Here is a 25065-nt window from a genome sequence, read left to right as displayed (position 1 = left end):
GTGGGCGCAACCGCTAAAAGTGGAGCGGGATCAGCTGTTTACCTATTGATAGTTAACGAAGGGTCAGACACGTCGCCCATAGCCCCGGGCCCCGTGGAGGATGAAGGGCTCTTACCCTTGGTCAGCTGTTCAACGACATCGGCTTCTCCCCGCCCGGCGGCAAGCCGAACAGGTAGCGCACCCAGTTGAGGAAGGCCCCGTAGGGGCGCCCAAGCAGGAGCATCATGACGGCGGCGCCGAGCGTGCCGCGCAAAAGACCGCCGCCGGAGGCTCCACTGACAGCGATGATGGTGGCGTAGATCGGCACCTGAAAGCTCATCAGCGCAACCGTATCCCAAACGAGCTGCGACACCCTCGTGTCGCCGGCGCGGCGCATGATCCAGTCTCGCCAGAGGCCGTAAGGACGCCCGGACGGCACCATCAGCACGGCACCAAGAAGTCGGGCATGAAAGACCTCCTCCCACGTCATGCCGGCGATGAAGCGCTCGTTCAGGATGCCGGTTGCGGTGAAGAAGGCCATCAAAGCCAGCGTATCTGCGAAAAAATTTCGCCAGCGGAGGCTACGCTCTGCCGTGGGGTCAGGCATGAGTGGTGCCGGTCGTGCTGACGCTTTGGAGGACGCCTGCCGCGGGCGAGGCGACTGATCGAGGGCTCAGTCTCTCGCCTCCTGCCAATGCGGATAGGTAACATAGGCTGTGACTGCGCCCTCTTCATGGGAGCGGATGGTGACTTTCTCTCCCTGCGGCATGTAGATGAGTTCGCCAGGTCCGGCGGTGACCGTCACGTCGTCGGTTGTAACCGTCAGCCGCCCCTCGATCACCATCATGGTGTCGTGCACGGACACGGTCTCCTCCAGGCTCTGGAAGGGTCCATAGCGGCCGAAGCCGATCGTCACGGGGCCGCCATGGCGCTGGTCCACCACGTTCCCGGCGAAGATGTCGCCCTCCTGGCCGGGCGAACGCTCGAATTCTGCATCTGAGACTGCGAACTTGCTGACATGCATCGGCTTTCTCCATGCTGCGAGACGCGTTGTCGCTGTCAACGCGTGAAGCCCCGCGCGGTTCAGCAATTGTTTCAACTTGCAAGCACAAGCCCGCCTTGGCGACTGATGCCGCTCTCGATCTCGGCCACCAGCGTGTCGAGCGCCGGACTACGGACCTTGCGGCCACGCCGCAGCACGTAGGCCAGTTCAGGGGGCTGGGGCAGCCCGTTCTTGAGAATCTCCATCTCCGGCCGCAGGTGGCGCTCGTTCAGCAGTGCCACGCCGAGGCCTGCCACTACGGCGGAGACGATGCCGGCCGAGCTTGAGCATTCAAACACCGTTTCCAGCATCACGCCGCCGTCCTGGCCGATATCGAAGGCCCAGCGCCGATAAAAGCAGTCGTCATCGAAGGAGAGAAAGGGGATACCCTTTTCCGGCGACAGCTCGAGGTTCGGATGCTTCACCCAGTGGAGCTGCTCGCGAAACAGGACGGCATCCGACGGACGGACTTCATGGGCAAAGACCTGGACGATGGCGGCATCGACCTCTCCCTCGTCCAGCATCGCGCGCAATACCAAGCTCATGCGGACCTTCGTGCGCACCGAGACCTGCGGATGCAGCCGGCGGAAGCGGCCGAGGATGCGGGCAAGATCGCTGCAGGTGGTATCCTCTGTCAGGCCCAGGACAAGACGCCCGGCAAGCGTCGTCTTCGACAGGCTGAGCAGCGCCTCGTCATGCAGGCTGAGGATGCGTGCCGCATAGTCGAGCAAATCTTCTCCCGCCTCCGTGAAGGTCGGCGCGCCGGGGCGGCGGTTCATCAGGCCGCAGCCGAGGCTCGTCTCGAGCCGCCGGATCTTGTGGCTCACGGCCGACTGAGACAGCCCCAGCGCTTCGGCCGCGCGGGTGACGCCGCCGTGATGGCGAACCGCCGACAGCACCCGAAGCGCATCGATCTCCAGCCGCCGGTTGTTCAGGTCGCTCACTGCGTTCATCCGCGATCTCCTCTGGCCGAAGCATGACGTACGACCTGTGCACTGACAACCCAAAATGACAGATCCTAAGGCCACATCATGATTTCATCGAAATTTGTCATGTGATGGCGCAAAGGTGCTCGACTAGACAATGGCCTCCTTCCTTGCCGCACGAGGCCCCCATGACCGAACAGGCTCTCTTATCGCCGACACCCAAAACCAGCAGGCTGCTCTGGCCACTGATGGCAATGCTCCTGATCATCGGCTGGAGTTCCGGCTTCGTCGGCATCCGCTATGCGAGCGAAGAGGCAAGCGTCGCGCTGCTGCTCTTCTGGCGCACGCTGCTTTCCGGCGTCCTTCTGCTCCCCTTCGCCCTTCTGATCGGGCCGAAGATGCGGTGGCGGGGCATCCGCGACCAGATGCTGTTCGGCGTGATGTCGGTCTTCCTTTATCTCGGCGGCTTTGCGCTGGCGATCGAGCAGCGGGTGCCGACGGGGCTGGTGGCGCTGATTTCCGATCTGGTGCCGCTGGCGATTGCCGCCCTTGCCCAGCCGATTCTCGGCGAGCGGTTGAGCGCGCGGCAATGGCTTGGAACGGCGATTGCCGTCATCGGCGTCACGATCGTCTCCTTCGACAGCCTGAGTTTCGGCACGGCGCCACTTTGGGCCTATGGTGTGACGGTCGCCTCCATGCTCATCTTCGCCCTCGCCTCGGTGATCTACAGGCGTCGGCGCACAGAGCCGATGCCGGTGCACCAGAGCCTGTGCATCCATAGCCTGACAGGGTGTATGCTGTTCGGGCTGTGCGCGCTGTGGCAAGGAAGCCTCGCCCCACCGCTCACCACCGGCTTTGCCATCGGCATGGCCTGGCTCGTGCTGGTCGCCACCTTCATGGCCTATGGCATCTACTACACGGCGTTACGGATGTTTCCCGTCGCCAAGGTGAGCGCCGCGATCTATCTCAGCCCGCCGGTCACCATGCTGTGGGCCTGGGCGCTGTTTTCCGAGCCGCTGACCATTGCCATGTTTGCCGGACTGGCGGTGACCCTCATTGGCGTCTGGATGACATCTCGGGATTGAGCCCCGCCCTAGCCGCCGTCGGCGCGCCGCAGGCCGCTGACCAGTTGCCGGAACGCGTCCGCCGCTCTGTCGTGCGTGGCGAGGGGATTCTCGGAAGCCGCAATCCACAGCGCCGCGTTGAGCGCCGCCCCGTTGATCAGCCGAGCGGCGGCTTCGGCATCGACAGGCTTTGCCGTCCCCTCCTCGATCAGCGACTGGATTGTTCGGGTACTGGTCACCAGGCAGGCGTTCTGGTTTGGCCATGGGGACGGGTCGCCGAGCACGGCTGGTCCGTCGAGGAGCATGATGCGCTGGATCTCAGGCTCAAGCGCCATCTCGATATAGGCAAGACCTTCGTCCAAGAAACCCTGCCACCGGCTTTGTGCCGCCTCGCCGGCCGCGCGCATGCGCCCGACAATTTCGGCATCCATCTGGTCGACCACCGCCTGGAGGAGACCCTTCTTGTGGCCGAAGTTGTGGTAGAGGGCGCCGCGGGTCAAACCGGCCTCGGCGGTGAGTTCGTCCATGGAAGCCCAGCATACCCTTTTTCGGCAAACGCCTTGCGCGCCGCGGCAATGAGTTTCGCCCGCGTTTCCTCCACCATTTCGGCCCGTCGCCTACCTGCCATCAAGTCCTCCACTACATACGTCTCGTATGCTAGTTGACATACGGTGCGTATGAATTATCTTCACATACGGAGCGTATGTGTTTCGCTTCTACGCCCGTGACAAGATCATCCCGGCAGATGATCACCCGGTTGCCGCTCTTCCGGGTGCGCGCTTCTGCCGTTCATCCAGAGGAGCTTCCCATGAGCAAACGCGACGCTATTTTCCCGGCAGGCCGTCAGTCTCTCTACGACATCAACAAGTATTCCGCAGCGATCCGCTCCGGCGACCTCCTGTTTGTCTCCGGACAGGTGGGCAGCCGCGACGACGGTTCGCCCGAACCGGATTTCGCCAGGCAGGTGCAGCTTGCCTTCGACAACCTTCGCAATGTTCTGGCCGCCGCCGGGTGCAGCTTCGACGACATCATCGACGTCACCACGTTCCATACGGATCCGGAAAACCAGTTCCCCTTCATCCAGCCGATCCGGCTGGAAGCTTTCGGCGACGCGCCCTACCCCAATTGGACCGCAGTCGGCGTCAACTGGCTCGCCGGCTTCGACTTCGAGATCAAGGTCATCGCGCGGATTCCGCAGGCTGCTTAGGAGGGCTGTTGCGCGCACGGAACTTTCCCGGACCGCCTGAGGTTAAGCAAGCGCTTCAGGCGGAACCTTCTGATGGGAGAGCATCGTGAGCGCAACTGGACGCGGGTGTGAGTGAAGCGTGGCATGTCTTCATGACCGTGAAGTTCGACGAACGGGAGATCCGGCAGGCAGAACGTTTCAACCGGCTGCTGAGGCTGATACCGCGGTACCGAACAGACCGGCGTTACAATGCACGGCTGATCCAGACACTGCTGAGGGCCTGGGACGTGATGCTCCGGCCCTTCGTCCGCGACAGCGATCTTGTCGTCGAGGATCGCCTGATTGATGAAGGCGAGCGGCCTCTGCGGCTGCGACTGATCAGCCCGAAAGTGCCGCCGCGCGGCCTCTACCTCACCTTTCACGGCGGCGCCTGGGTGATGGGCACACCACGCTTCGACGACAGGATTAACCGCAGCATCGCGCGCGAGTGCGGGCTTCTGGTGGCGAGCGTCGATCATCACCTCGCTCTGGACGACAGGCTGGACCTCGCCATTGCCGACGCGCATAAGGCGGCAGACTGGGCGGTATCGACCGCCAGCAAGCTTGTCGGAGGACGGATCATCGTCGCCGGCCAGTCGTCGGGCGCCCATCTCGCCGCCTGCGCGCTGCTCCACCTGCGCAAGTTGCAGCCGCCGACGAGGCTTGCTGGCGCAGTGCTCTTCTATGGCGCCTATGACATGGCCGGAGCACCGAATCTTCGCGCGTCATCGCACAGGACACTGCTGATCGACGGGCAGGCGGCTTATCACAACCTCTTGCGCCTGACGCCGGGACTGACGGACGAGGAACGGCGCGACCCAGAACTTTCGCCGCTTTACGCGGATCTTGCGGGTCTGCCACCTGCCCTATTCATCGCAGGTGAACTGGATCCTGTCTTCGGCGACAGTGTCCGGATGGCTGAGCGATGGAACGCGGCAAACGGCAATGTGCAATTTGTTGCGGTGCCTGAAGGCGTGCATGGCTTCGACCGGTTGCCCCTGGCAATCGCGCGCAAGGCGCACCGCCATGTGCGCCAGACGATCAACGGATGGCTGGAGCCGCCGGATCAGAATTAGGCCGTGATCGGAATCAGAAGGCGCCGCGGCTGGATCCGCGGCGCCTCGATCGCCTGGTGTTTAGTGGACGGGAGGAATGTCGCGTCCGTGTGGATGGTCGGGGTTCGGCACATGCGTCAGGCGTTCGGCTGCCGCTTCGGGCCGACCACCGGGGCCATAGATCGAGATGTGCAGGCCCCAATAGGCCGTGACGAAGATCACGAGAGCTGCTGCGAGACCGGCGGGCACGCCTGCCACCGCCTTCTTCAGCCATGGCATGAAGTAGATCTCGCGAGTGTGGTCGGCAGCGATGGCGACGATGACCGCCATGATCAGCGCATGTCCGATGAGGTCGATGCGGCCGAAGGGGTAGACGGCGGCATTAAAAATCACGAACAGCGCGACGGCCGAAAGCCTGCGCACGAGCGGGGTCCAGAGCAGGCCAAAACCCATCGTGAATTCAGCGACGCCGGCCATCGGGATGAAAACATCGCGCGGCATGCCGAAGGTCAGGAAGGGGATTGCATTGCCTTGTCCTTTTCTAGGAGCGGGTTCACGACCCGCTCTGGAATTGACAATAGGCAAATTCGCCTTGCTGCTATTTGATGTTCGTCAAATCCAAGAACAAAACCTGCGAGTTGTGCTTGGCGCTGCTCATCCGACGCGCCCTCACAGCCAGCCGGTCTTCTTGAACCGGTAATAAAGGAGGGCGCAGAGGCCAAAGATGACGATCAGCACGACATAGTAGCCATAGCGGGTGGTCAGTTCGGGCATGTTCTCGAAGTTCATCCCGTAGATGCCGGCAATGGCCGTCGGGACGGCGAGAATGGCTGCCCAGGACGCCAGCTGTCGGGTGATGGCCCCTTGCCGCTGCTGTTCCAGGAGGTTGGAGGCCTCGAAAACCGAGGTGATCACTTCGCGCAGGCCACCCACCATACCCTCGACCCGGCGGACGTGATCGTTTACGTCGCGAAAAAAGGGCCTGGCGTTCTCATCGATGCAGGGCAGATCGAGATGCACGAGCTTGCCTGTGACATCCGACATGGGGCCCAGGATGCGACCAAACAGGATCAACTGGCGTCGCAGGCGAAACAATCGCCGGATTTGCTCGCGCTCCAGAAAGGAGGCGAGCATGTGCTTTTCCATCTTCAGCACCTTGTCCTCTGTTTCCTGGACCACCGGAAGATAGCCATCGACGATGAAATCGAGGATCGCATGGAGAACGTAGTCCGGTCCCTGCGCGAGGTACTGGGGTGATGCTTCAAGTTGCGAACGCAACTCCGTATGGCCCCGCGCCGAACCGTGGCGCACCGAGATGATGTGCTGCCGGCCAACGAAGATCGCGGTCTCGCCGTAGCGGATCTTGTCGCCCTCGAGATGGGCGGTCTTAGCGACAACGAAGAGTTGCTCGCCGTAGATCTCCACCTTCGGCACCTGATGCGCCTTCAGGGCATCCTCGACCGCAAGTTGATGAAGACCGTATGTTTTCGCCAAACCCTCAATCTCGCTGGCGACCGGCTCGTGCAAGCCGATCCAGACGAAATCCTCAGGGCCGAGCGCGGGAGGGGTCCCCTCCACGGCGACCGGCTCGCTCCGCTTGCCGCCGCGGTAGACGTAGGAGGCGATAAGGGTCATGAAAGTCCTTGATCCGAGTGTTCATTCCTTGGGTGAGCATAGGAGCGGCCGCATCATCGGCAAGTGCCTCGACCTCCACCGTCGCACAGTCATACCGCCAAGCAGTCCCCACGGCGACCCGGTGTCCCCCGCCCCTGCTCTGCCACAGGTGCGGCTGGCCGCGACAGCTATTCCCTCGCGTCACTCCCACTGGTATTCAGGGCGGCATGGCGGCCAGCATGGCTGCACCGAAATGCGCAGGAGAAACGATGTCGAACGTCGTGAAGTTCAAGAAGCCGCCGAAGCCGAAGGAGCCCCGGAAGCCGAACCCCCGCTTGCGCAAGCTGCTGACCATGATCGCCGTGATTTCGGCCCTGGTGTTGACCTGGATGTACTTCCAGTACACGGCCAGCTGAGCGGCTTTCACCGGCTCTACAGTCTCAGTTCCAGGCATGTCAGATCCAGCCAGCGTCCGAACTTCGTGCCGACCTCCCTGAAGGTGCCGACGTTGCGGAAGCCGAGGCTTTCGTGCAGCCGGATCGAGGCGGCATTGCCGGCTTCAACGCAAGCAATCATCACGTGGATGCCCCGCTCCCGCGCGACCTCGACCAACGCCGTCATGAGGTCGCGGCCAAGGCCTGCACCCCGGTGATCCTTGTGGACATAGACGGAATGCTCGGCGGAATGGCGAAAGCCGTCCAGGGTGCGCCAATCGCCATAGGAGGCGTAGCCGGCGACCTTGCCGTCCACATCCGCCACCAGCACCGGAAAATTGCGCATCCGGCGCGCCGCCAGCCACTCCTGCCGGTTCGGCAGGTCCACCCGGTTATCGTTCCAGATCGCGGTGGTGTGTTCCACGGCGTCGTTATAGATCTCCATGATCATCGGGAGGTCGGCTTCGGTGGCGTGACGAATGATGGGGGCAGATGCCATGCGTGTCGGTCCCGTGCAGGAGTTTGCTGCTGCTTATAGGGGACCGGTGCCGCTGTCCATGGACGCGGGCGGCGGGGCTTAGTAGCCGGTGCCTGAAAGGCTGAAGCTGGTTACGACAGCACCGTAGTGAACGGCAGAGGCGGCAACGACGAACGCGTGCCAGATGGCGTTTTGAAACCGCAGCCTTTCCCAGACGTGGAAGATCACGCCGAGCGAATAGATGATGCCGCCGGCAACGATAAGCCAGACAGTGATCGCAGGCAGATACTGCGAAACGGGAACGGCGATGATGACGCCGCTCCAGCCCATGGCGAGGTAGAGCAGGATCGCCAGCCGGTCGTACCGTCCCGGAAAGAGGCATTTGAGCGCAATGCCGCCAAATGCCGTCAGCCAGATCGCAACGAGCATGAACAGGATCAGCGGGTCATGGATCCCCCGCTGCAGGAAGGGCGTGTAGGTCGCGGCAATGAGGATGAAGATCGCCGAATGATCGAAGCGACGCAGGATCCACTTGGTGCGCGTCAGCGGCCAGATGTTGTAGGTGAAGGAGATCGAAAGACAGAGCAGCAGGCCCAAGCCATAAATCCAGGCCGCCGCTATTTCCCCGAAACTTGCCCAGACGGTGGCATAGAAGATCAGGGCCGTGACACCGATCAGGGCAAAAACGATACCGATTCCGTGAACGATGCCGTCGGCTACGATCTCGTGAAAATCATAGCGTCGTCCAAACCGAAACAGGTCACTCATGTCGTCCTCGCAGCGCTTCTCACTGATGATCTATCGGAGAAGCGATGCGAGGCAAGATATTTCCTGCCGCCGTGAATCACAAAGCGTATAAACCGGTCACAATGCCGCAGCGCAGGTCTTGCAGAAGGGCGTGTGCGGAACGACCCCGAGGCGATCATCACCGATCGGGCCGCCACAGCGAACGCAGATGCCGAAGGTCCCTGCGCCGATACGGTCCAACGCGGCGTCGATGGCGTGAAGCTCCCGTTGCCCCGTTTCCCCCAGCTCTTCCAGAACCTCGTCGTTGTTTCGTTCGGTCGCGCGATCGTCATCGTCGGGATTGCGGGGCTGTTCGAAATCCTCTTCGATCTTGTGCAGGCGCACCTCCAGTTCGTGCTTGCGGGCTTTCAAGATGTTCTCATGTTTCGCAGCGTCCATGACGTCTCCTTTCCTGTTCATTCTAGCGGTCCACGAGAACCGAGCATTGGGCGTGGCGGACGATGCGGTCAGCGGTGGCGCCAAGGAAGTAGTTGGAGAAGTCGGGGCGGTGCGAGGCAAGGATGATGAGATCTGCCTTTCGTGCATCCGCAGCCGACAGGATTTCCCGCGCCGGAGTGCCCTGGCGTACCTCCACATCCGCCGCCACGTCATGGTGCCGGCGCAGTTCCACCAGCTTTGCTTCAGCCTCACGTCGCGCGTCGCGTGAAACTTCCGCCGGCACCTCCGCCAGCACATAACCCGGAAGATCCTCGACCACTGCCAGAAGAACGATCTTGCCCCCCCGCAAAAGCTTCTTGGCACGTGGCACAATTCGTTCCGCCTTCTCCGGCGTCGTTACGTCGATGGCGACAATGATGGTATTGTACAAAGCTTACTCCCCAGGGCGATGAGCTATCGGTAAGCGCAATTTTTCGTCCTTGGACGGGTGAGCGCATTGATCATGATCAAGTCGGCGCAGGCTTCGTCAACATCCGCTGAACAAGCTATCAACGCTGCGGCGGCTTTGCTGGACGATGATGCCGCGCCACATTGAGGAAGGTACAAAGGCTGTGCCTCTGGAGATCGGCATGAATTCGCAAAACCTCCCGTTTGCTCTGACACGCCCCGTCCATGCAGAGCATGTGCGCCTCGTCGTGTCCGACCTCGACCTCGTTTCCCGCTACTATCGCACCGTGATCGGCCTGGAGTTGCTGGAGGATGGCCGCAGCGGCCAGATCCTCGGAACGGGCGGGCGGCGACTGCTGACGCTAGTTCATGATCCGGATGCCAGACGATCGCCGCGCGAGGCAGCAGGATTGTTTCACACGGCATTTCTGGTACCGGATCGCCGCGAACTTGCGCGTTGGGTTGCGCATGCTGCGGAACTGGACGTGCGGCTTGAAGGTGCGTCAGACCATCTGGTGAGCGAGGCGGTCTACCTCAGCGATCCGGAAGGCAACGGCATCGAAATCTATCGCGACCGCGGACCGAATGAGTGGCGCTACCACGACGACGGAACCGTGCAAATGGCGACCGAGCGGCTGAACCTGCGCGCGTTGATTGCCGTCGCGACGGACGCAGACTGGAAGGGCATGGCAGACGGGACGGTGATCGGACACATTCACCTGCAGGTTGGCGATGTCGACCGGGCGGAAAGCTTCTATCGCGACGTGATGGGGCTCCAGGTCATGGCGCGCTATCAGGGCGCAAGCTTCTTTGCCACCGGTGGCTATCACCATCACCTCGCAGCCAACATCTGGAACAGCCGAGGTGCCGGCGCGCGACCCGCAGGAACGGCGGGACTGGCCAGCTATACCCTGCGTTACAATGACCAAGCGGCGCTCGCCGCGACACTCGCCGCCGCCGAAGCGCAAGAGATTCCCACCCAGAGTTCGGCTGAGGGGTACACGCTGACCGACCCCTGGGGCATCGGGATCACGCTTTCGCCATAGGCCGCGGAACCGGGGTCTTCGAGCCGCGTTGAAAGACCGCATCGGGGACAGCACCATGGCAACATCAGGCACACAAGGCCGGCGGCACAAAAAAGGGGCGGCAGACATGCGCCTCGAACGAGTCGACGCCCCGGTCGCGCTCGAGGAGGCCGATGCCAACTACACGCCGCTCGGCCGCGAAGCGCTTGAGCTTGCCGCAAGCTGGGCGTTGATCGGCATCTTCTGCCTTCTCGGGCTTGCGCTTGTTTCCTACATGAAACTGGTGCTGATCCCGATCACGCTCGCCATCGTTGTCGGCATCATCCTCGGAATGGCCGCAGAGCGGCTGGGTGAGATGGGCGTGCCGCGGTTCGGAACGGCACTCATCCTGTCTTCCGCAGTGGCGATTGCCCTGCTCCTCCTCATCACTGCGCTCGCGGGCCCGGTCGGCTTCTTCATCGAGAACGGCCCTGACATCATCGAGCAGATGATCGACCGGGTGGTGCCCTTCCTGGAGCGGCAGCAGTGGTTGAATATCAGCCCGGCAACCTTCCAGACTGGCCCGATGTCGATGGAGAAGCTGTTGGAAAACAGCAGCAGCGTTCTGGCTGTCCTGACGGCCAGCCTCACCCCGGCCATCATCCAGGCGATGATCTTCTTTGCGGCGCTGATGCTCTTCCTCTACGGTCGTGTGCGGCTGCGCCGGACCGTCATCATGGCCTTCCCGCGTCGTCATCAGCGCCTGATCGCGATCCGTGTACTGAACTCGATGGAAGAAGTTCTGGGCTATTATTTCGCCACCGCCGCGATGCTCTATCTGGCGCTGGGGATATCGATGACGGTTATTGCCTACCTCGGCAATCTCGGCTCTCCGGTGATGTGGGGCATCTTCGCCTTCATCTCGAGCTTCATTCCCTACCTCGGGATCACCCTGATGACGGCCTCGGTGGCTTTGGGTGGGGTTTTAACCCACGACACCCTGATCATCGGTCTCATGCCGGCCTTCGTCTTCTTCATCGTCCACCTCTTGATGGAGAACCTGGTGTTTCCCGCCATCATGGGTCGCCAGTGGGAGATTAACCCCTTCCTGGTGTTCATCGCCATCATCTTCTGGACCTGGATGTGGGGGGCGGTCGGCGCCATGCTGGCACTGCCGCTGTCGCTGATCGTTATGACGATCGCCAACGAACTCTTCCCGCAACGAAAGGCCGTACCCCACCTCCCCGGCTGAGCGCGCTCAGTCGTAGAGGTAGTACTGCTCCCACTCGCCGCGGGGGATCTTGGCGCCGACCTTGTACTGGAACGAGCGGACCTCCAGACCACGCTCGCCGGTTACACACTTGAACTTCAGGCGGTACCAATCTCCGCCGCTGCGGAAGGCCGCACCGGGCGCTTTCACGGAATTACCCTCCTCGACCGGATCGGAGAAGGTGTAGGCGATCACCTTGTCGGGCTTGAAACCCTTGTGCTCGTCAGCGATCCGCTTCATCGCCTCGATGTCACAGCGCTGCTCGCGCCGTTCCTCCAGCGCCAGCGCCTTCAGCTGCTTGACGATGCGTGCATCCATGGCCTGCGCGGGACAGGCGGCCGCCAGCACCAGAAGCGCCAGGGCTGCAATCTTCTTGTTTTTCATCTTGGCCTCATCCGGTGGGATTCGAACGGCCGGAAACTAGGAGACGGGGGCGCGATTGACCACCTACCAGAGCGGGAAATAGGATCTAGCGATAAGTCGCAATGCACGGTGACAGGATGAGCAAACGCCTTGAGGAAATGCGCGCCAACCCGCGGGCAGATTGGCGGATCGATGACATCAAGTTTGTTTGCGGGGAGTTCTCCATATCGTGCAGCTCACCGAGAGGTGGCAGCTCACACTACAAAATCAGCCACCCAAGGATGCGCGAGATACTCACCGTGCCTTTCAAACGACCCATCAAACCAGTATATATCCGGAGGCTGATACAGTTCATCGATACCGTGAGGTCCCTGTGACACATCCTTTGCGATATCCCGTCGTGGTTTCACCGCTTTCTCCAGAGGACGGCGGAGGTTTCCTGGCGACGGTTCCGGATCTTCCCGGCTGCATGAGTGACGGTGACAGCCCACAGCAGGCACTTCTCAACGTACAGGACGCGATCGCCAGCTGGATCGAAGCGGCGCATGAGCAGGGCCGCCCCGTTCCGGAGCCAACGCAACAACTGCACGCTGTTTGAAGCTCACGCCCGGCTTGCCTCCCGGCAAGCCGCCTCCTATCTCTGGCACTCCCTTCCGTACCAACCGGAGTGCTTCCTTGGCCGTTTCCCGCAAGCCCGTCTTCGCCGACCTTCCCTCCCCGCCCGCTGCTGAAAAGAAGCCCGTATCGGATACCCGCCACGGCATCACCCGCACCGACGACTATGCCTGGATGCGGGCGGAGAACTGGCAGGCGATGTTCAAGGATCCGAGCCTGCTCGACCCTGAACTGCGCGCGCACCTGGAGGCGGAGAACGCCTATATGGACGCCGCCATGGCCGACACCAAGGCGCTGCAGAAGACGCTGTTTGCCGAGATGAAGGGGCGCATCAAGGAAGACGACAGCTCAGTGCCGATGAAGGACGGGCCTTACGCCTATGGGACCTCCTTCGTCACCGGGGGCGAGCAGCCGCGCTATTTCCGCATTCCGCGCGACGCCGACCACAAGGACGAGGCAAGCCGCAAGCTGCTGCTCGACGGCGACAAGGAAGCCGCCGGCAAGGATTATTTCCGCCTCGCCGGCCTCGACCACACCACCGACCACCGCTTCGGCATCTGGGGCTATGACGACAAGGGGTCGGAGTATTTCACGCTGCGCATTCGCGATCTGGAGAGCGGCGAGGATCTCTCCGACGTGATCGAGAACACCGGCGGCGGTGGCGTCTGGGCTCCGGAGGGCAAGAGCTTCTTCTATACGCTGCAGGACGAGAACCACCGGCCATCGAAGGTCTTCCATCACATCGTCGGGCAGCCTCAGTCTGACGATCGACTGGTCTATGAAGAAACGGATCCCGGCTTCTTTGTCGGCGTCGGAGGATCACTGCTCGACGACGTGATCTATATTGACGTGCATGACCACGAGACGTCGGAATATCACCTGCTGTCGACCAAGGATCTGACGGCGGCGCCAAAACTGGTGGCGGAGCGGATCGAGGGGATCGAGTACTCCCTGACTGAAGGCGGCGACGTCTTCTACATCCTGACCAATGACGGTGGCGCCAAGGATTTCAAGATCGTGGAAGCGCCGGCTGAGGCGCCGACAAAAGAGAACTGGCGCGAGGTCGTGCCGCACGAGGCCGGACGGTTGATCATCAGCCATATGGCCTACGCTCGCCACCTCGTCTGGCTGCAAAGGAAGGACGGGCTGCCGCAGATCGTCATCCGCGATCGGCAGAGCGGCGAAGAGCATGCCGTCGCATTCGCCGAGGAGGCCTATTCGCTCGGGCTGCAGGGGGCGGCGGAATATGACACCGACGTCATCCGCTTCTCCTACTCGTCCATGACGACGCCTTCCCAGCTCTACGACTACAATATGGCGACGCGCGAGCGGGTGCTGCTGAAGACACAGGAAGTACCTTCGGGACACAATCCGGACGATTACGTGACGCGCAGGGTGATGGCACCGGCCCATGACGGCGAACTGGTTCCTGTCACGCTACTCTACCGCAAGGATACGCCCCTCGATGGTTCCGCCCCCTGCCTGCTTTACGGCTACGGCGCCTATGGGATCACCATTCCGGCCAGTTTCTCCACCAATGCGCTGTCGCTCGCTGACCGCGGCTTCGTGTATGCCATTGCCCATATTCGCGGCGGCAAGGACAAGGGCTTTTCGTGGTATGAAGACGGGAAGATGAAGAAGAAGGAAAATACCTTCAAGGACTTCATCGCAGCTGCTGATCACCTGGTGGAAGAGAAGTTCACGTCCTACGCGAACATCATTGCGGAGGGTGGGTCTGCCGGCGGCATGCTGATGGGCGCGGTCGCCAACATGGCGCCGGAGAAATTTGCCGGCATCATTGCCGCCGTGCCCTTCGTCGACGTGCTCAACACCATGCTCGACGATACGCTGCCGCTCACCCCGCCGGAATGGCCGGAATGGGGCAATCCGCTGGAGTCGGAAGAGGAGTACGGCTGGATCGCCGCCTATTCACCCTACGACAACGTCGGGGCACAGCCTTATCCGCCCATTCTCGCGCTCTCCGGTCTAACAGACCCGCGTGTGACCTACTGGGAGCCGACAAAGTGGATCGCAAAGCTGCGCGAGAAGGCGCCGGACGCCGGCCCCTACCTGCTGAAGACCAACATGGCCGCCGGTCACGGCGGCAAGTCCGGTCGCTTTCAGAGGCTGGAGGAGATCGGCTTTGAATATGCTTTCGCAATCAAGGTGGCTGGCAAGATGTAGTTGGACGCCCAACCTGCAGGATGGCAGGAGTGGCCTCTTCCCCAGTTGTGCTAACAGCATTGCTTGGCATGACGCCGCGGAACCGGAACGCGGCGGCGGAATTGACCGCAAAAGCGGATAAGGAGGCGGGCGGGACATGATTTCAAAGCAGTGGTGGATCCTCGTGCGCTTCCTCCGCCGGTTGTGGGTGCGGGCAACGCTTTATTGCGTGGTGGGGATCGTGGTGGCGCTCGCCGCAATTGCGCTTGATCCCTACATGCCCTCGGAGCTTCCCCGCAAAGTCGGCGCCGATGCCGTCGATTCCATTCTCTCCATCATTGCCTCAAGCATGCTGGCGGTGACGACATTCTCGATGACGACGCTGGTCTCCGCCACCACCGCCGCGTCCAACAATGCGACGCCGCGCGCGACCTCCCTGCTGCTAGAAGACACAACCTCGCAGAGAGCGCTTTCCACCTTTCTTGGCAGCTTTCTCTTCTCCCTCGTGGGGCTGATCGCGCTCAACACCGAACTTTACGGAGCCGGCGGTCGCTTCATTCTGTTCATCGCGACGCTCGGGGTGGTGGCGCTGATCGTCGTCACGCTGCTGCAGTGGATCGATCACCTGGCGGGGCTTGGTCGCGTCGCGGAAACCATCAGCCGGGTCGAGCATGCCGCGTCGAAAGCCTATAATTCTCATCGGCGCCTGCCCTTTCTTGGCTGTACGCCGCTGCAAGGTGCGGTGCCTGATGGCGCAATCGAAATTCTGCACGACCATGTCGGGTACCTTCAGCATCTCGACATCGGTGTGCTTTCATCGGCGGCCGAAGAAGCAAATGCCGACATTTACGTGAGGCGCAGGCCCGGCGGCCATTGCGATCCCTTCACGCCAATTGCCGCCGTCGTGCTCCGCGACAGCGACGCGACCTACGACCCCACAATGACGAAGCGGATCCGCGCTGCCTTTACGCTCGGCAAGCGCCGCTCCTACGATCAGGACCCGCGGTTTGGATTGATCGCACTGTCGGAGATCGGCTCACGGGCCCTGTCGTCAGGCCTCAACGATCCGGGCACGGCGATCGACGTACTGGCGACGCTGGTTCGGGTGTTGGTTCCGGATGCGGGCAAGACGGGGCCGGAAGACCATGAGGTCAAGCATCCGCGCGTCCACCTGCCGCCGCTCAGCGAAGACGACCTGATCGACTCCGCCTTCATGCCCATCTCGCGCGACGGGGCCGCTATGATCGAGGTGTCGATCCGGCTGCAGAAGGCGCTCGCAGCCGTCGCGACGGCGGCGCACCCGGATATTCGCCCCGCTGCCCGAAGGCTTTCCGAGATCGCCGCGCGGCGGGCGCTGGAACATCTCGACTTTGAGGTGGACCGGGAGCGGCTGACATACGAAATGGCTCAACTCTAGCGCCGCAGACAGTCGGTTGCGCTGAACAACCATCAAGAGCAAATCACCCGCATTCTACTGTTCACGAATCTGTCAAGCCGGCGACTCGGCGTTGGGGCGCTCGACGCAAGCTTGACGCAAGGTTCCCACGTTAACCCTTTGTTAACGATTGAATCAGGTGTCTTCCATGAAGATCGACAGCGGACTGAGCAGCTACAACTACCCAAGCCGATCCTCGGATATCGAGCGGCGGCCGGAAGAGGCTGCCCTGCGCGAAAGCGATGCACCGAAAAGCACCAGCTCCTTCACAGTGGAGAGCAGCACACTTCTTTCCACCTCGCTTGCCAATGCGCTTTGGATGGCAAATGCGCCGGACGCTGGCCATGGCACCGCAGCCAGCATGCCGTCTGCCCCAAAGGGTGAAGAGTGGGTTGCCGAGCGTTACCGCGAATTCAGCGAGTTCTGAACCCACCCTGCTTTCGTCAGCGAACGGCAGCTCGTGCTGCATCCGTGGAGGACGTGCAGCACGTAGTCCCCTCTCCACAACCTGATACGAGTTGCTGAGCGGCGGGTTCGGTCGTGCCATGGCTGTGGCCGGAATGGGGATCGAGCGAGAGTTCACCGCCCGACTGCCACTCCCGCCACGACTGCCGCAGGATCTGAAGCGCCGAAGACAGGAAAAGGCCCGCCATGATCGCAGCGACGGCGAGATCCGGCCAGGCGGTGGCCGTACCCCAGACGCCGAGGGCCGCAATCATGACGATAACGTTGCCGATGGCATCATTGCGTGAGCAGAGCCAGACGGAGCGGACATTTGCGTCGCCATCCTTGTAGTTCATCAGCAGCACGACACTGAGAAGATTGGCGGCGAGTGCGAGCAGGCCGATCAGCCCCATCACAGGCGCTTCGGGAACGCCGTTGTAGAACACGCGCCAGACCGTTGAACCTGAGACCCAGAGGCCCATCAAGAACAGGCTGACGCCCTTGGCAGCAGCGGCCGTGGTGCGGATGCGGATGGAAGCGCCGATGACGGCGAGCGAGATGCCGTAGGTGACGGCATCGGCGAAGAAATCCAGGGCATCCGCCTGCAGCGCCTGCGAGCGCGCCATCTGTCCGGCCGTCATCTCGACAAAGAACATCAGGCCGTTGATGGCGATCACCGCCCAGAGCCGGCGCTTGTAATCGGCCGAAAGGCCTTCGAAGGTCGTGTTCCCGTGGCCGCAGCATGCACTCATGGTCGTCACCTTTTCGTTGCAGAACTCTTGGTCACGCCATAGCTAATCCCTCTAGCCACTATAGGTTCAAGAGGAGATTTCGCAAAATGTACTCCATCGGTGATTTGTCACGACGGACCGGGGTCAAGGTGCCGACCATCCGTTACTACGAGCGGATGGGGCTGATCAGTGCAGCGCAGCGGTCGGAAGGCAACCAGCGGCGCTACGAGAAGAACGACCTCGAGCGCCTTGCCTTCATCCGCCATGCGCGAGACCTGGGCTTTGACATTCCGGCGATCCGCGACCTGATTGCACTGAGCGGCCATCCGGATGCGCCTTGCGCAGGTGCCGACAAGATTGCCGAGGATCATCTTTCGGCCGTGCGCAAAAAGATCGGAAAGCTCCGGAGACTCGAGCAGGAACTGGAGCGAATCGTCTCCCATTGCAGCGGCCATTCGGTGGAAGACTGCTATGTGATTCGGGCGCTATCGGACCATGGGCTCTGCGAGGCGGAGCATTGACGACGTCAGGCTGTTGTAGCAAACTCCAACACTGAAGGCGAAGCTTCTGCTGCAGAAACGTCTGACGCTCGCGGAGACGTGCTTCGTGGACATCAAGATATGGCGGGTGCCGAAGCCGGTTCGCGGAAGTCTGCACGATCTCAAGTACAGCCTGGCACTGATAGCAAACCAAGCTTGCGTGCTGCGGTACGACAACGAGGCGGGGAAGGAGACACAAACATATGGGCGACGAAGAGGTCGCTTACGCCTTCGTGGATTTGGAACGGCTACAGGATGATTTCTAGGAGGACGTGGAACTATGGATGAAAGATCGCGGTCGGTTGTGACGCTTGGCCTCTCCTCCATAGAGGAAACCAAAAGGCAGATTGCTGCCGCCTTCCGCGGGCAGGTTCAAGGGACGCGCATCGACTTTGCGTCAGTCGAACTTCTCTGGAAGGTGCTAACGGCGAAGCGTTTGGAGATCCTCCAGGCAATGGCAGGTCAGGGCGCTATGGCTGTGCGTCAGGTGGCGCGGCGGGTTGGCCGCGATATTAAAGCTGTCCATGGCGACGTCACTGCCCTTGTCGCCGCTGGTATCATCGACAACACCGCGGACGGAAAAGTCATTTTTCCGTATGACGAAGTTCGCGTCGATTTCACCCTGAAGGCGGCGTAGCGCGTGCTCGACGAATGGTCGACACGCTTGACAACCTCTGCGATCCGGCGCATCAATCGCGGCATGATCGACGCACGCGCACCCATCTCCTGCACGTATTTTTGGGCCTACCGGTAACGGGCGGCTCGACAGATCACAATGTCAACAAGCCGCCGTCAGGCGGCTTTGTTGTTTCAAGACGGCTCCTCTGACGGCACAAGAACCAGAAGGAAGCCAGAGATGACCGAAGATACCGAAACCACCCTGCCCCGCCCGGCGGTCGTCACCATTCGTGCCGCCAAGCGCCATGACCTGCCGGAACTGCACGAGATGATCGCAGCCCTCGCCGCCCATCATGGCGATGCCGCGAGCATGACGCCCGAGACGCTGGAGCGCGACCTGTTTGGCCCCATGCCGTGGATCCAGGCGCTGGTCGCCGACAGCGGCAATGGCCTGATGGGCTACGCCATCCTGGTGCCGCTCTACAGGGCGCAGGAAGGCCGCCGCGGCATGGACCTGCATCACCTCTTCGTCCGAGACGGCCAGCGCGGCAACGGGATTGGCCAACACCTCGTCTCGCGTGCGCGGGAGATCGCCCGCAGCGCCGGCTGCGACTACCTCTCGGTCAGCGCCGCGACGGGCAATGTCGCTGCGCACCGGTTCTACGAGCAGATGGACTTCCTTGCCCGGCCCGTCACCGGCATGCGTTACATGCAGGCGCTCGCCTGATGGATTCGCGAGCCGAACGGCTCGCACAAGAGGCTCGCCCTCGCGGAAGGAAACGTCCGCATCCATCCGTGAGAACCGCAAGACGAGTCATTCAGTGAGCGTGCGCGTGGCCGGCGCTCTTGGATGATGACCTGATCGCATGACCGATGCTGCGAGCGTCCTCGCCTTCGCAGCAGGCGCCGGTGGAGAGTTCGAGCGTCGAGTGGCGGATGCCGAAGTCGTGGGAAGCCAGTTCCTTCAGCCGTGCCTTAACCCTCTCGGCCGCTTCTCCGTGGCCCTCCGCCAGCACGACATGCGCTTCCATCGCCGTCAGTTGTTCGTCGATCGCGAAGACATGTACGTGATGGATGTCCACCACGCCCTCCACCCCTGACAGCCGGTCGATCAGTTGGGGCACGTCGATGTCGGATGGCGTGCCGAGCATCAGCATGCGGATCGCACCGCCGATTTCCGAGAAGGCCTGCCAAAGGATGTAGGCCGCGATGGCCAGGGTTACAATCGGATCGACGATCTGCCAGTCGTAGAGCAGGATCAGCGTGCCGGCGATGATGACGCCCACGGAGCCCAGCGCATCGGCAACATTGTGCACGAAGGCCGCACGAATGTTCATACTGCCCTTCGACATGGCATAGGTGAGAAAGGCCGTTGCCAGATCGACTACCAGCGCCACCACGGCCACCCAAACGACGATCCAGCCCTCTACGGGCTCCGGCGTGATGAACCGCATGACCGCCTCGTAGACGAGGTAAAGGCCGATCACGATCAGGGTCGTGTAGTTGATGAGCGCCGCCACCACTTCCGCCCGCACATAGCCGAAAGTCATTGCCGCATTCGAAGGCCGACGGGCAATGCGCCGGGCATAGGCGGCGATGACAAGCGAGGCCGCATCGCTGAAATTGTGAAGCGCATCGGCGATCAGCGATAGGCTGCCGGACAGGATGCCGCCAGCGATCTGCGCGAAGGTCAGGCCGACATTGACGAGGATGGCGAGCACCATGCGACGGTCGCCGCCTTCTGCTTGGGAATGCTGATGATGGTGGTGGGCCATGGATGATCCTTTCGCCGCTCAACCGACAGCGGATGGGATCGTTCCGAAAGGGACGTTCCGAGACTTCTGCTCAGCCCACGGCATATGCGGCGGCCAGTGCGTCGGGATCGCCAGTTGAGTGAGCCGCCTTCAGATGATCGAGAAATGCGAGGAGGCCTGCGTCGAGCAGTCGCCGCCTCGCCCAATTCGGTCAGCAGAGCGCCGGTCCGCATAGCTCATCTGCCGATTGCCGGCCCGTGGTGGAAATCCGTTAAGCGTAACCGAAAGTCCATCTGCAAATTCTGGGCAGCACGGCTTGGTGTTTACCCTCCTCACCTAGATTGCGCGTCAGGAGAGCTTCAATGGAAACTATCTACAGCTGCCTTCGCGACGCGCACGACCAGGATCTGCTCTGGATCGCTGCCCTGGTCTGCGTGACCGGCGTCTACGCTTCTATCTCGCTTGCACGCCATGCCAGCCGTGTCGAAGGGAACAGTCGCAAGGCGTGGGCAGCGGTTGCCATTGTCTCCAGCGCTTGCACGGCCTGGGCGACGCACATGGTGGGCCTGCTTGCCTTCCAGCCAGGGATGCAAGCGGGCTTCGATCCACTCCTGACCCTCATGTCTCTGTTGCTCACCATCATCGGCATCAGCGCGTCCATGGGCACAGCGATCGGTAGTCGCAACCGACTGAGACGGGCCGGTGCCGGCCTGCTGCTCGGCCTGAGCATCGCGCTCCTGCACTATCTCGGTCAGGCCGCCTATCTCGTGACGGGCCGGGTCACCTGGAACGTCCAACTGGTCGCTCTCTCGCTGGCATGGTCCCTGCCCCTGTTTGCCGCAGCGATGGTGCTATCCGGGGACAAGCGGAATAGTCTTCGCCATCTGGCCGGGCCCCTGATCCTGTCCGCCATCGCCCTGTTGCACTTCGCAGGCATGGCAGCGCTGGAACTCACCTTCGATCCCCGCATCAGCCTTCCCGAGTCGGCCCTTCCTCCCGACGTCGTGGCGCCGATCGTCGCCGCCGTATGCGCCGCGCTGGTCGTGCTCGCCTTCATGGGGCTGCGGTTCGCGCTTGCCGCACGCGCACAGGCCATCAGGGACAGGTCACGCCTGAAGCAGCTTGCCGATCTGGCCGTAGAAGGCCTCGCCATCTGTCGAGATGGGACGATCGACGCCGTCAACGGCAGTCTGGCCACGCTCGTCGGCTGCTCGCAACAGGACTTGAAGGGCAGAACCCTGTCCAGCCTGCTTCCGGACACCCCGCTTTCGAAGCTGTCCGAGCATCAGGAACAGGACGGCGAACTCTTCACGAACGACGGAACCCGCGTTCCCGTCAGGCTGCTCCGCAAGATCGTGAAGATCGGAAACGTGGACCAGACGGTTGTGGCCATCCGTGACCAGCGGGAACGGCTTCGCACGGAGCAGAGGATGAGGACGCTGGCGTTTACCGATGCCTTGACTGGGCTTGCCAACAGATTACAGTTCAATCAGATCCTGTCCGCCAACTGCGAGAAGGCGAATGCAACGGAAGAGCGTTTTGCGCTCCTTCTTCTGGATCTCGACCGCTTCAAGTTCGTCAACGACACCTTTGGCCATGCGATGGGCGACGAACTCCTCAAGCGCGTGGCCCGCAGACTTTCCGCCTGCTGTGGAAGCACTACATCGATTGCCCGCCTCGGAGGCGACGAGTTCGCAATCATTGTCGATGAAGAGTTGGCTCAGGATACTGCTGAGACAATCATCGATGTTCTCGGGCGGCCCTATCTGATCGACGGCTCAATCATGGACATCGCAGCGAGCGTGGGCATTGCCATCGGCCCCGCGGATGGCAGCAATCCCTCCGTCCTGAGCAGAAGCGCGGATCTCGCGCTCTACACAGCGAAACATGCCGGAGGAAGCGTTTATCGACGGTTTGAACGCGAGATGAGAGAGCGGGCGCAAGCCCGTCGCCAACTTGAGCTCGATCTAAGGCGTGCGCTGGTTCGGGAGGAGTTCGAGGTTCATTACCAGCCGCAGGTCGATCCAGGTGACGGCCGGTTCCAGGGCGCCGAGGCTCTGGTTCGCTGGCGACACCCCGAGCGCGGCATGGTGCCGCCTGCCGATTTCATACCGCTCGCCGAAGAAATAGGCTTGATTTCGCCGCTGGGGGAATGGGTGCTTCGAACGGCATGCGAACAGGCAACGGGCTGGCCTTCGCATCTGACGGTGGCCGTCAACCTTTCGCCGGTGCAGCTTCGTGATAGTGCGCTTGCCGCCCGGGTGATGCAGATCTTGCAGGATACCGGGCTGCCCGGGTCAAGACTTGAACTGGAGATCACCGAGACCGCCCTTCTTCAGGACGAAGAGACGACCTACAACACGTTGCACGCGCTGCGTGCCATGGGCATTCGGATTTCCATGGACGACTTCGGCACCGGCTATTCGTCCTTGAGCTACCTACGGCGATTCCCATTCAGCAAGATCAAGATCGACCGGTCGTTCGTTCGACAGGTCCCGGAAGACCAGGAGTCCGTCGCCATCATACAGGCTCTGACATCGCTTGCTGCAAAGCTCAACATGACGGTAACCGTGGAAGGCGTAGAGACCGCAGAGCAACGGGCGTTCACGGTTTCGGAGGGGTGCAACCAAATACAAGGTTACCTGATCAGCCGGCCGATCGAATCAGTTTCAATCCGGGCGCTGTTCAACGAGCCCCTGCAATCCGTTGCGTGAGGTATCAGATGCCGCTCTACAGACTTCTCTACCGTAGCGAAATCGCCCTGAACGGTTCGAAGGACCAGATCGATCATCAGATTGATCAAATCGTGTCGGCGTCTGAGCAATCGAACCATCTCTCAGGGCTCACCGGGGCGCTCATCGCCTCCGGGGGCGTCTTCATCCAGGCGCTGGAAGGGCCGCTGGGGGCGCTCGAGGCGACGTTCGAAAAGATATGCCTCGATCTCAGGCACAAGCGGGTCAACCTTATTGAGCTTGCCGCAGCCGAGGAGCGTATTTTCCCAGAGTGGAGCATGATCCGGGTGGCTCAAGGCGCGCAGATGATCGAAATCTGCACAGTCGTCGGCGTTCGTGAATCCGGGCGTCTCGACACGTCCACCACCAGCGCCCTCGTTTCGCTGATGCGCAACATCCTCCTGACCAAGTCGGCGGGCAGCCTTGACAACGAGGTCGCAGCGGGCGCATCCGCGGCTATCCGGCTCCCTGACCGATAAATCAGGATCGTTCTATTCCCGCGCCGGCACAGCCTTCAGATAGGCCGCAATCGCGGCGAGATCCTCTTGGGGAAGATGCGACAGGTTCTGCTGAACCTCCACCATGGAGCCGCCGACCGAATCGTAGTCGGGGGTAAACCCGGTCTCGAAATAGCTAACGAGGTCGGCTTCACTCCAGCTCCCGACGGATCTGGATCCTGGTGTGATGTTGGGGATGCGTCCCTCCCCTTCCGGATTCGCAGCACCGGCCAGCCAGAGGTCTGTCTTCAAGCCGCCCAGCGCGTTACGCGGCGTGTGGCACTCGCCGCAATGGCCGGGCCCCTCCACGAGGAACTGGCCGCGCCGTATCCTGTCATCGGCTGACGCGATCTCCACCCGTGGCTCGTCAGCGAAGAACAGGAACTTCCACGGCCCCAGCGCCATGCGCATATTGTAGGGGAAAGGCAGATCGTGCGGCGGTGTCACGTTGCCGCTTGCCGGCAGTGTCTGCAGGTAGCCGTAGAGATCATTCACGTCGGCAGGGCTCATGCGGACATAGGAGGTATAGGGGAAGGAGGGGTAGAGGTGTTCGCCGTCGCGGCCGACGCCTCGGGTCATGGCATTACCGAATTCCGCGAGTGTCCAGGCGCCGATTCCGGCCTCAGGATCGGACGAGATATTGGGCACGTGGAAGGTCCCGAAGGGACTGGTCAGAGCAAGGCCGCCCGACAAGATCCGGACCTCTTCGCCCTTTGCACCGTCCGCCGCGTGGCAGCCCGTGCAGCCGCCCGCCCAGAACAAGGCTTCGCCGCGCGCAAATTCCGGCTCACCCAAACCCTCCCAGGTTTCGGCTGAAGCCGGTCGGGGCGCCGATCCGTACCAGAGAACGGCCGCACCGAGCACAATTACTGCCGCGCCGGCGCCCAGCACCCGTGGCCATCGCAACGCCATCCTGTCTCCACTCCTTTGGCGGCTCTTCGGCGACACATCAGGTTGCCGCCGGCAAGAAGCCGCCTACTGCTTCTTTGCCCGAAAGGTCTCATGACAATCGGAGCAGGTTGCACCGAGACGGCGCATTGCCTCGCCAACCGCCGCCTGATCGGCAGGCATGGCCGCGAGCAGGGCCTGTGCTTCCGAATAGAGTTCATCGGCCTGTGAACGGAATTCCTCCGGCCTTTCCCAGACGATAGGCAGGGCGTCGGTTTCGTGACCCTCCTCGGAGCCTGGCGGAAACTGGTCGGGAAACGCCTGGATATTGGTGCTGATCGTCGTCAGCGACTGTTCCACCACCGCAGCATCGTAAGGTTTCTCGCCCTTGGCAATTGCACCCATGGCGCCAACCGAACGACCGATTTCTTTCATCAGGTTCTGCCGCACGACCTGCGGCTCCTCCTGCGCAAGCGCAGACGAAAGACACAGGCTGGCGGCGGCCACCGCAAGGGCACAAGAACTCAAGCGCATTGGCAATTCCTCCGTGATGGTCGGCATGG

The 25065-nt window shown here is 61.9% G+C and carries 30 protein-coding genes and 1 pseudogene; 15 read left to right on the top strand and 16 right to left on the bottom strand.

Translation table 11 applies throughout. The features are described 5' to 3' along the window. Positions 1-121 precede the first annotated feature (121 nt). The 3 genes from alaE to LXM96_RS16340 all read right to left on the bottom strand — a co-directional run bounded on the left by alaE (position 122) and on the right by LXM96_RS16340 (position 1974). Positions 122-586 (bottom strand): L-alanine exporter AlaE, encoded by a 465-nt coding sequence (alaE, locus tag LXM96_RS16350; protein WP_239999623.1) that lies wholly within the window; start codon positions 584-586, stop codon positions 122-124. Positions 587-652: 66 nt separating this feature from the next. After that, positions 653-1003, bottom strand: a complete 351-nt coding sequence (locus LXM96_RS16345; RefSeq protein WP_239999622.1) for a cupin domain-containing protein — start codon at positions 1001-1003, stop codon at positions 653-655. 71 nt (positions 1004-1074) lie between these two features. Continuing rightward, on the bottom strand, positions 1075-1974 hold the full coding sequence (locus tag LXM96_RS16340) for a LysR family transcriptional regulator (protein WP_262913713.1): 900 nt from the start codon (positions 1972-1974) through the stop codon (positions 1075-1077). A gap of 161 nt (positions 1975-2135) precedes the next feature. On the opposite strand from LXM96_RS16340, the gene LXM96_RS16335 reads away from it, so the two are divergent. Continuing rightward, positions 2136-3032, top strand: a complete 897-nt coding sequence (locus LXM96_RS16335) for a DMT family transporter (RefSeq protein ID WP_239999621.1) — start codon at positions 2136-2138, stop codon at positions 3030-3032. Positions 3033-3040: 8 nt separating this feature from the next. On the opposite strand, the pseudogene LXM96_RS16330 reads toward LXM96_RS16335, so the two are convergent. After that, positions 3041-3639 (bottom strand): annotated as a pseudogene (locus LXM96_RS16330) (TetR/AcrR family transcriptional regulator). 180 nt (positions 3640-3819) lie between these two features. Here LXM96_RS16330 and LXM96_RS16325 point away from each other — a divergent pair. Both LXM96_RS16325 and LXM96_RS16320 read left to right on the top strand, forming a co-directional pair. Next, on the top strand, positions 3820-4218 hold the full coding sequence (locus LXM96_RS16325; RefSeq protein WP_239999620.1) for a RidA family protein: 399 nt from the start codon (positions 3820-3822) through the stop codon (positions 4216-4218). Positions 4219-4325: 107 nt separating this feature from the next. Then, entirely contained in the window at positions 4326-5312 is a 987-nt protein-coding gene (locus LXM96_RS16320; RefSeq protein ID WP_239999619.1) for an alpha/beta hydrolase, read from the top strand. Between the two features lie 60 nt (positions 5313-5372). Here the strand turns inward: LXM96_RS16320 and LXM96_RS16315 are convergent, their stop codons facing one another. From LXM96_RS16315 to LXM96_RS16285, 7 genes are all read right to left on the bottom strand, one after another. Next, the gene (locus LXM96_RS16315) at positions 5373-5792 is read right to left on the bottom strand and encodes a hypothetical protein (protein WP_239999618.1); all 420 of its coding nucleotides are present in this window, start codon (positions 5790-5792) and stop codon (positions 5373-5375) included. A gap of 168 nt (positions 5793-5960) precedes the next feature. Continuing rightward, positions 5961-6926 (bottom strand): magnesium and cobalt transport protein CorA, encoded by a 966-nt coding sequence (locus tag LXM96_RS16310; protein ID WP_239999617.1) that lies wholly within the window; start codon positions 6924-6926, stop codon positions 5961-5963. A gap of 196 nt (positions 6927-7122) precedes the next feature. Next, positions 7123-7359 carry a hypothetical protein gene (locus LXM96_RS16305; protein ID WP_239999739.1) on the bottom strand — a complete coding sequence of 79 codons (237 nt, stop codon included), beginning with the start codon at positions 7357-7359 and terminating at the stop codon, positions 7123-7125. Further along, positions 7338-7838 carry a GNAT family N-acetyltransferase gene (locus tag LXM96_RS16300; protein ID WP_239999616.1) on the bottom strand — a complete coding sequence of 167 codons (501 nt, stop codon included), beginning with the start codon at positions 7836-7838 and terminating at the stop codon, positions 7338-7340. The genes LXM96_RS16305 and LXM96_RS16300 overlap by 22 nt, the downstream gene beginning before the upstream one ends. A 78-nt stretch (positions 7839-7916) precedes the next feature. Then, a complete protein-coding gene (trhA, locus tag LXM96_RS16295) occupies positions 7917-8585 on the bottom strand; it encodes a PAQR family membrane homeostasis protein TrhA (protein ID WP_239999615.1) in 669 nt (222 codons plus the stop codon). 96 nt (positions 8586-8681) lie between these two features. Beyond that, a complete protein-coding gene (locus LXM96_RS16290; protein ID WP_239999614.1) occupies positions 8682-9002 on the bottom strand; it encodes a TraR/DksA family transcriptional regulator in 321 nt (106 codons plus the stop codon). A 22-nt stretch (positions 9003-9024) separates the two neighbouring features. After that, positions 9025-9432, bottom strand: a complete 408-nt coding sequence (locus LXM96_RS16285) for a universal stress protein (RefSeq protein ID WP_239999613.1) — start codon at positions 9430-9432, stop codon at positions 9025-9027. Positions 9433-9631: 199 nt separating this feature from the next. Between LXM96_RS16285 and LXM96_RS16280 the strand changes: the two genes are divergently transcribed. Both LXM96_RS16280 and LXM96_RS16275 read left to right on the top strand, forming a co-directional pair. Then, on the top strand, positions 9632-10495 hold the full coding sequence (locus LXM96_RS16280) for a VOC family protein (RefSeq protein ID WP_239999612.1): 864 nt from the start codon (positions 9632-9634) through the stop codon (positions 10493-10495). A 106-nt stretch (positions 10496-10601) separates the two neighbouring features. Beyond that, positions 10602-11705, top strand: coding sequence for an AI-2E family transporter (locus LXM96_RS16275; protein ID WP_239999611.1), 1104 nt, complete (start codon positions 10602-10604; stop codon positions 11703-11705). 6 nt (positions 11706-11711) lie between these two features. Here the strand turns inward: LXM96_RS16275 and LXM96_RS16270 are convergent, their stop codons facing one another. Then, positions 11712-12107 (bottom strand): DUF930 domain-containing protein, encoded by a 396-nt coding sequence (locus LXM96_RS16270; protein ID WP_239999610.1) that lies wholly within the window; start codon positions 12105-12107, stop codon positions 11712-11714. Between the two features lie 352 nt (positions 12108-12459). Here LXM96_RS16270 and LXM96_RS16265 point away from each other — a divergent pair, with 352 nt between their 5' ends. The 4 genes from LXM96_RS16265 (at position 12460) to LXM96_RS16250 (ending at position 16726) form a co-directional block, all read left to right on the top strand. Then, complete coding sequence (locus LXM96_RS16265; protein ID WP_239999609.1) at positions 12460-12684, top strand: type II toxin-antitoxin system HicB family antitoxin; 225 nt, start codon at positions 12460-12462, stop codon at positions 12682-12684. Between the two features lie 77 nt (positions 12685-12761). Further along, a complete protein-coding gene (locus LXM96_RS16260) occupies positions 12762-14885 on the top strand; it encodes a S9 family peptidase (protein ID WP_239999608.1) in 2124 nt (707 codons plus the stop codon). Positions 14886-15021: 136 nt separating this feature from the next. Then, positions 15022-16281 (top strand): DUF2254 domain-containing protein, encoded by a 1260-nt coding sequence (locus LXM96_RS16255; protein ID WP_239999607.1) that lies wholly within the window; start codon positions 15022-15024, stop codon positions 16279-16281. A gap of 166 nt (positions 16282-16447) precedes the next feature. After that, a complete protein-coding gene (locus LXM96_RS16250) occupies positions 16448-16726 on the top strand; it encodes a hypothetical protein (protein ID WP_239999606.1) in 279 nt (92 codons plus the stop codon). A 16-nt stretch (positions 16727-16742) separates the two neighbouring features. Here LXM96_RS16250 and LXM96_RS16245 read toward each other — a convergent pair whose 3' ends face one another. After that, a complete protein-coding gene (locus LXM96_RS16245; RefSeq protein WP_239999605.1) occupies positions 16743-17495 on the bottom strand; it encodes a cation transporter in 753 nt (250 codons plus the stop codon). An 86-nt stretch (positions 17496-17581) separates the two neighbouring features. Here LXM96_RS16245 and LXM96_RS16240 point away from each other — a divergent pair, with 86 nt between their 5' ends. The 4 genes from LXM96_RS16240 to LXM96_RS16225 all read left to right on the top strand — a co-directional run bounded on the left by LXM96_RS16240 (position 17582) and on the right by LXM96_RS16225 (position 19358). Continuing rightward, a complete protein-coding gene (locus tag LXM96_RS16240; protein ID WP_239999604.1) occupies positions 17582-17995 on the top strand; it encodes a MerR family transcriptional regulator in 414 nt (137 codons plus the stop codon). 85 nt (positions 17996-18080) lie between these two features. Beyond that, positions 18081-18272: a toxin-antitoxin system TumE family protein gene (locus tag LXM96_RS16235; RefSeq protein ID WP_317208261.1), complete on the top strand. Its 192-nt coding sequence runs from the start codon at positions 18081-18083 to the stop codon at positions 18270-18272. Positions 18273-18293: 21 nt separating this feature from the next. Then, on the top strand, positions 18294-18650 hold the full coding sequence (locus tag LXM96_RS16230; protein WP_239999603.1) for an HVO_A0114 family putative DNA-binding protein: 357 nt from the start codon (positions 18294-18296) through the stop codon (positions 18648-18650). 138 nt (positions 18651-18788) lie between these two features. Next, positions 18789-19358 (top strand): GNAT family N-acetyltransferase, encoded by a 570-nt coding sequence (locus LXM96_RS16225; protein ID WP_394801977.1) that lies wholly within the window; start codon positions 18789-18791, stop codon positions 19356-19358. 91 nt (positions 19359-19449) lie between these two features. On the opposite strand, the gene LXM96_RS16220 is transcribed toward LXM96_RS16225, so the two are convergent. Next, positions 19450-20406, bottom strand: a complete 957-nt coding sequence (locus LXM96_RS16220) for a cation diffusion facilitator family transporter (protein WP_239999601.1) — start codon at positions 20404-20406, stop codon at positions 19450-19452. A 341-nt stretch (positions 20407-20747) separates the two neighbouring features. On the opposite strand from LXM96_RS16220, the gene LXM96_RS16215 reads away from it, so the two are divergent. Further along, positions 20748-23099 carry a putative bifunctional diguanylate cyclase/phosphodiesterase gene (locus LXM96_RS16215; protein WP_239999600.1) on the top strand — a complete coding sequence of 784 codons (2352 nt, stop codon included), beginning with the start codon at positions 20748-20750 and terminating at the stop codon, positions 23097-23099. An 8-nt stretch (positions 23100-23107) separates the two neighbouring features. Further along, on the top strand, positions 23108-23596 hold the full coding sequence (locus LXM96_RS16210; RefSeq protein WP_239999599.1) for a BLUF domain-containing protein: 489 nt from the start codon (positions 23108-23110) through the stop codon (positions 23594-23596). 12 nt (positions 23597-23608) lie between these two features. Here LXM96_RS16210 and LXM96_RS16205 read toward each other — a convergent pair whose 3' ends face one another. Next, entirely contained in the window at positions 23609-24526 is a 918-nt protein-coding gene (locus LXM96_RS16205) for a cytochrome c (protein WP_239999598.1), read from the bottom strand. A 63-nt stretch (positions 24527-24589) separates the two neighbouring features. Then, positions 24590-25036, bottom strand: a complete 447-nt coding sequence (locus LXM96_RS16200) for a c-type cytochrome (protein WP_239999597.1) — start codon at positions 25034-25036, stop codon at positions 24590-24592. Positions 25037-25065 lie beyond the last annotated feature (29 nt).

The sequence above is a fragment of the Rhizobium halophilum genome (assembly GCF_021648825.1).
In the GTDB taxonomy this organism is placed as follows: Bacteria; Pseudomonadota; Alphaproteobacteria; order Rhizobiales; family Rhizobiaceae; genus Neorhizobium; species Neorhizobium halophilum.
Note: the sequence above shows the minus strand (reverse complement) of the source record. Positions and strands in the feature narration are given on the sequence as shown.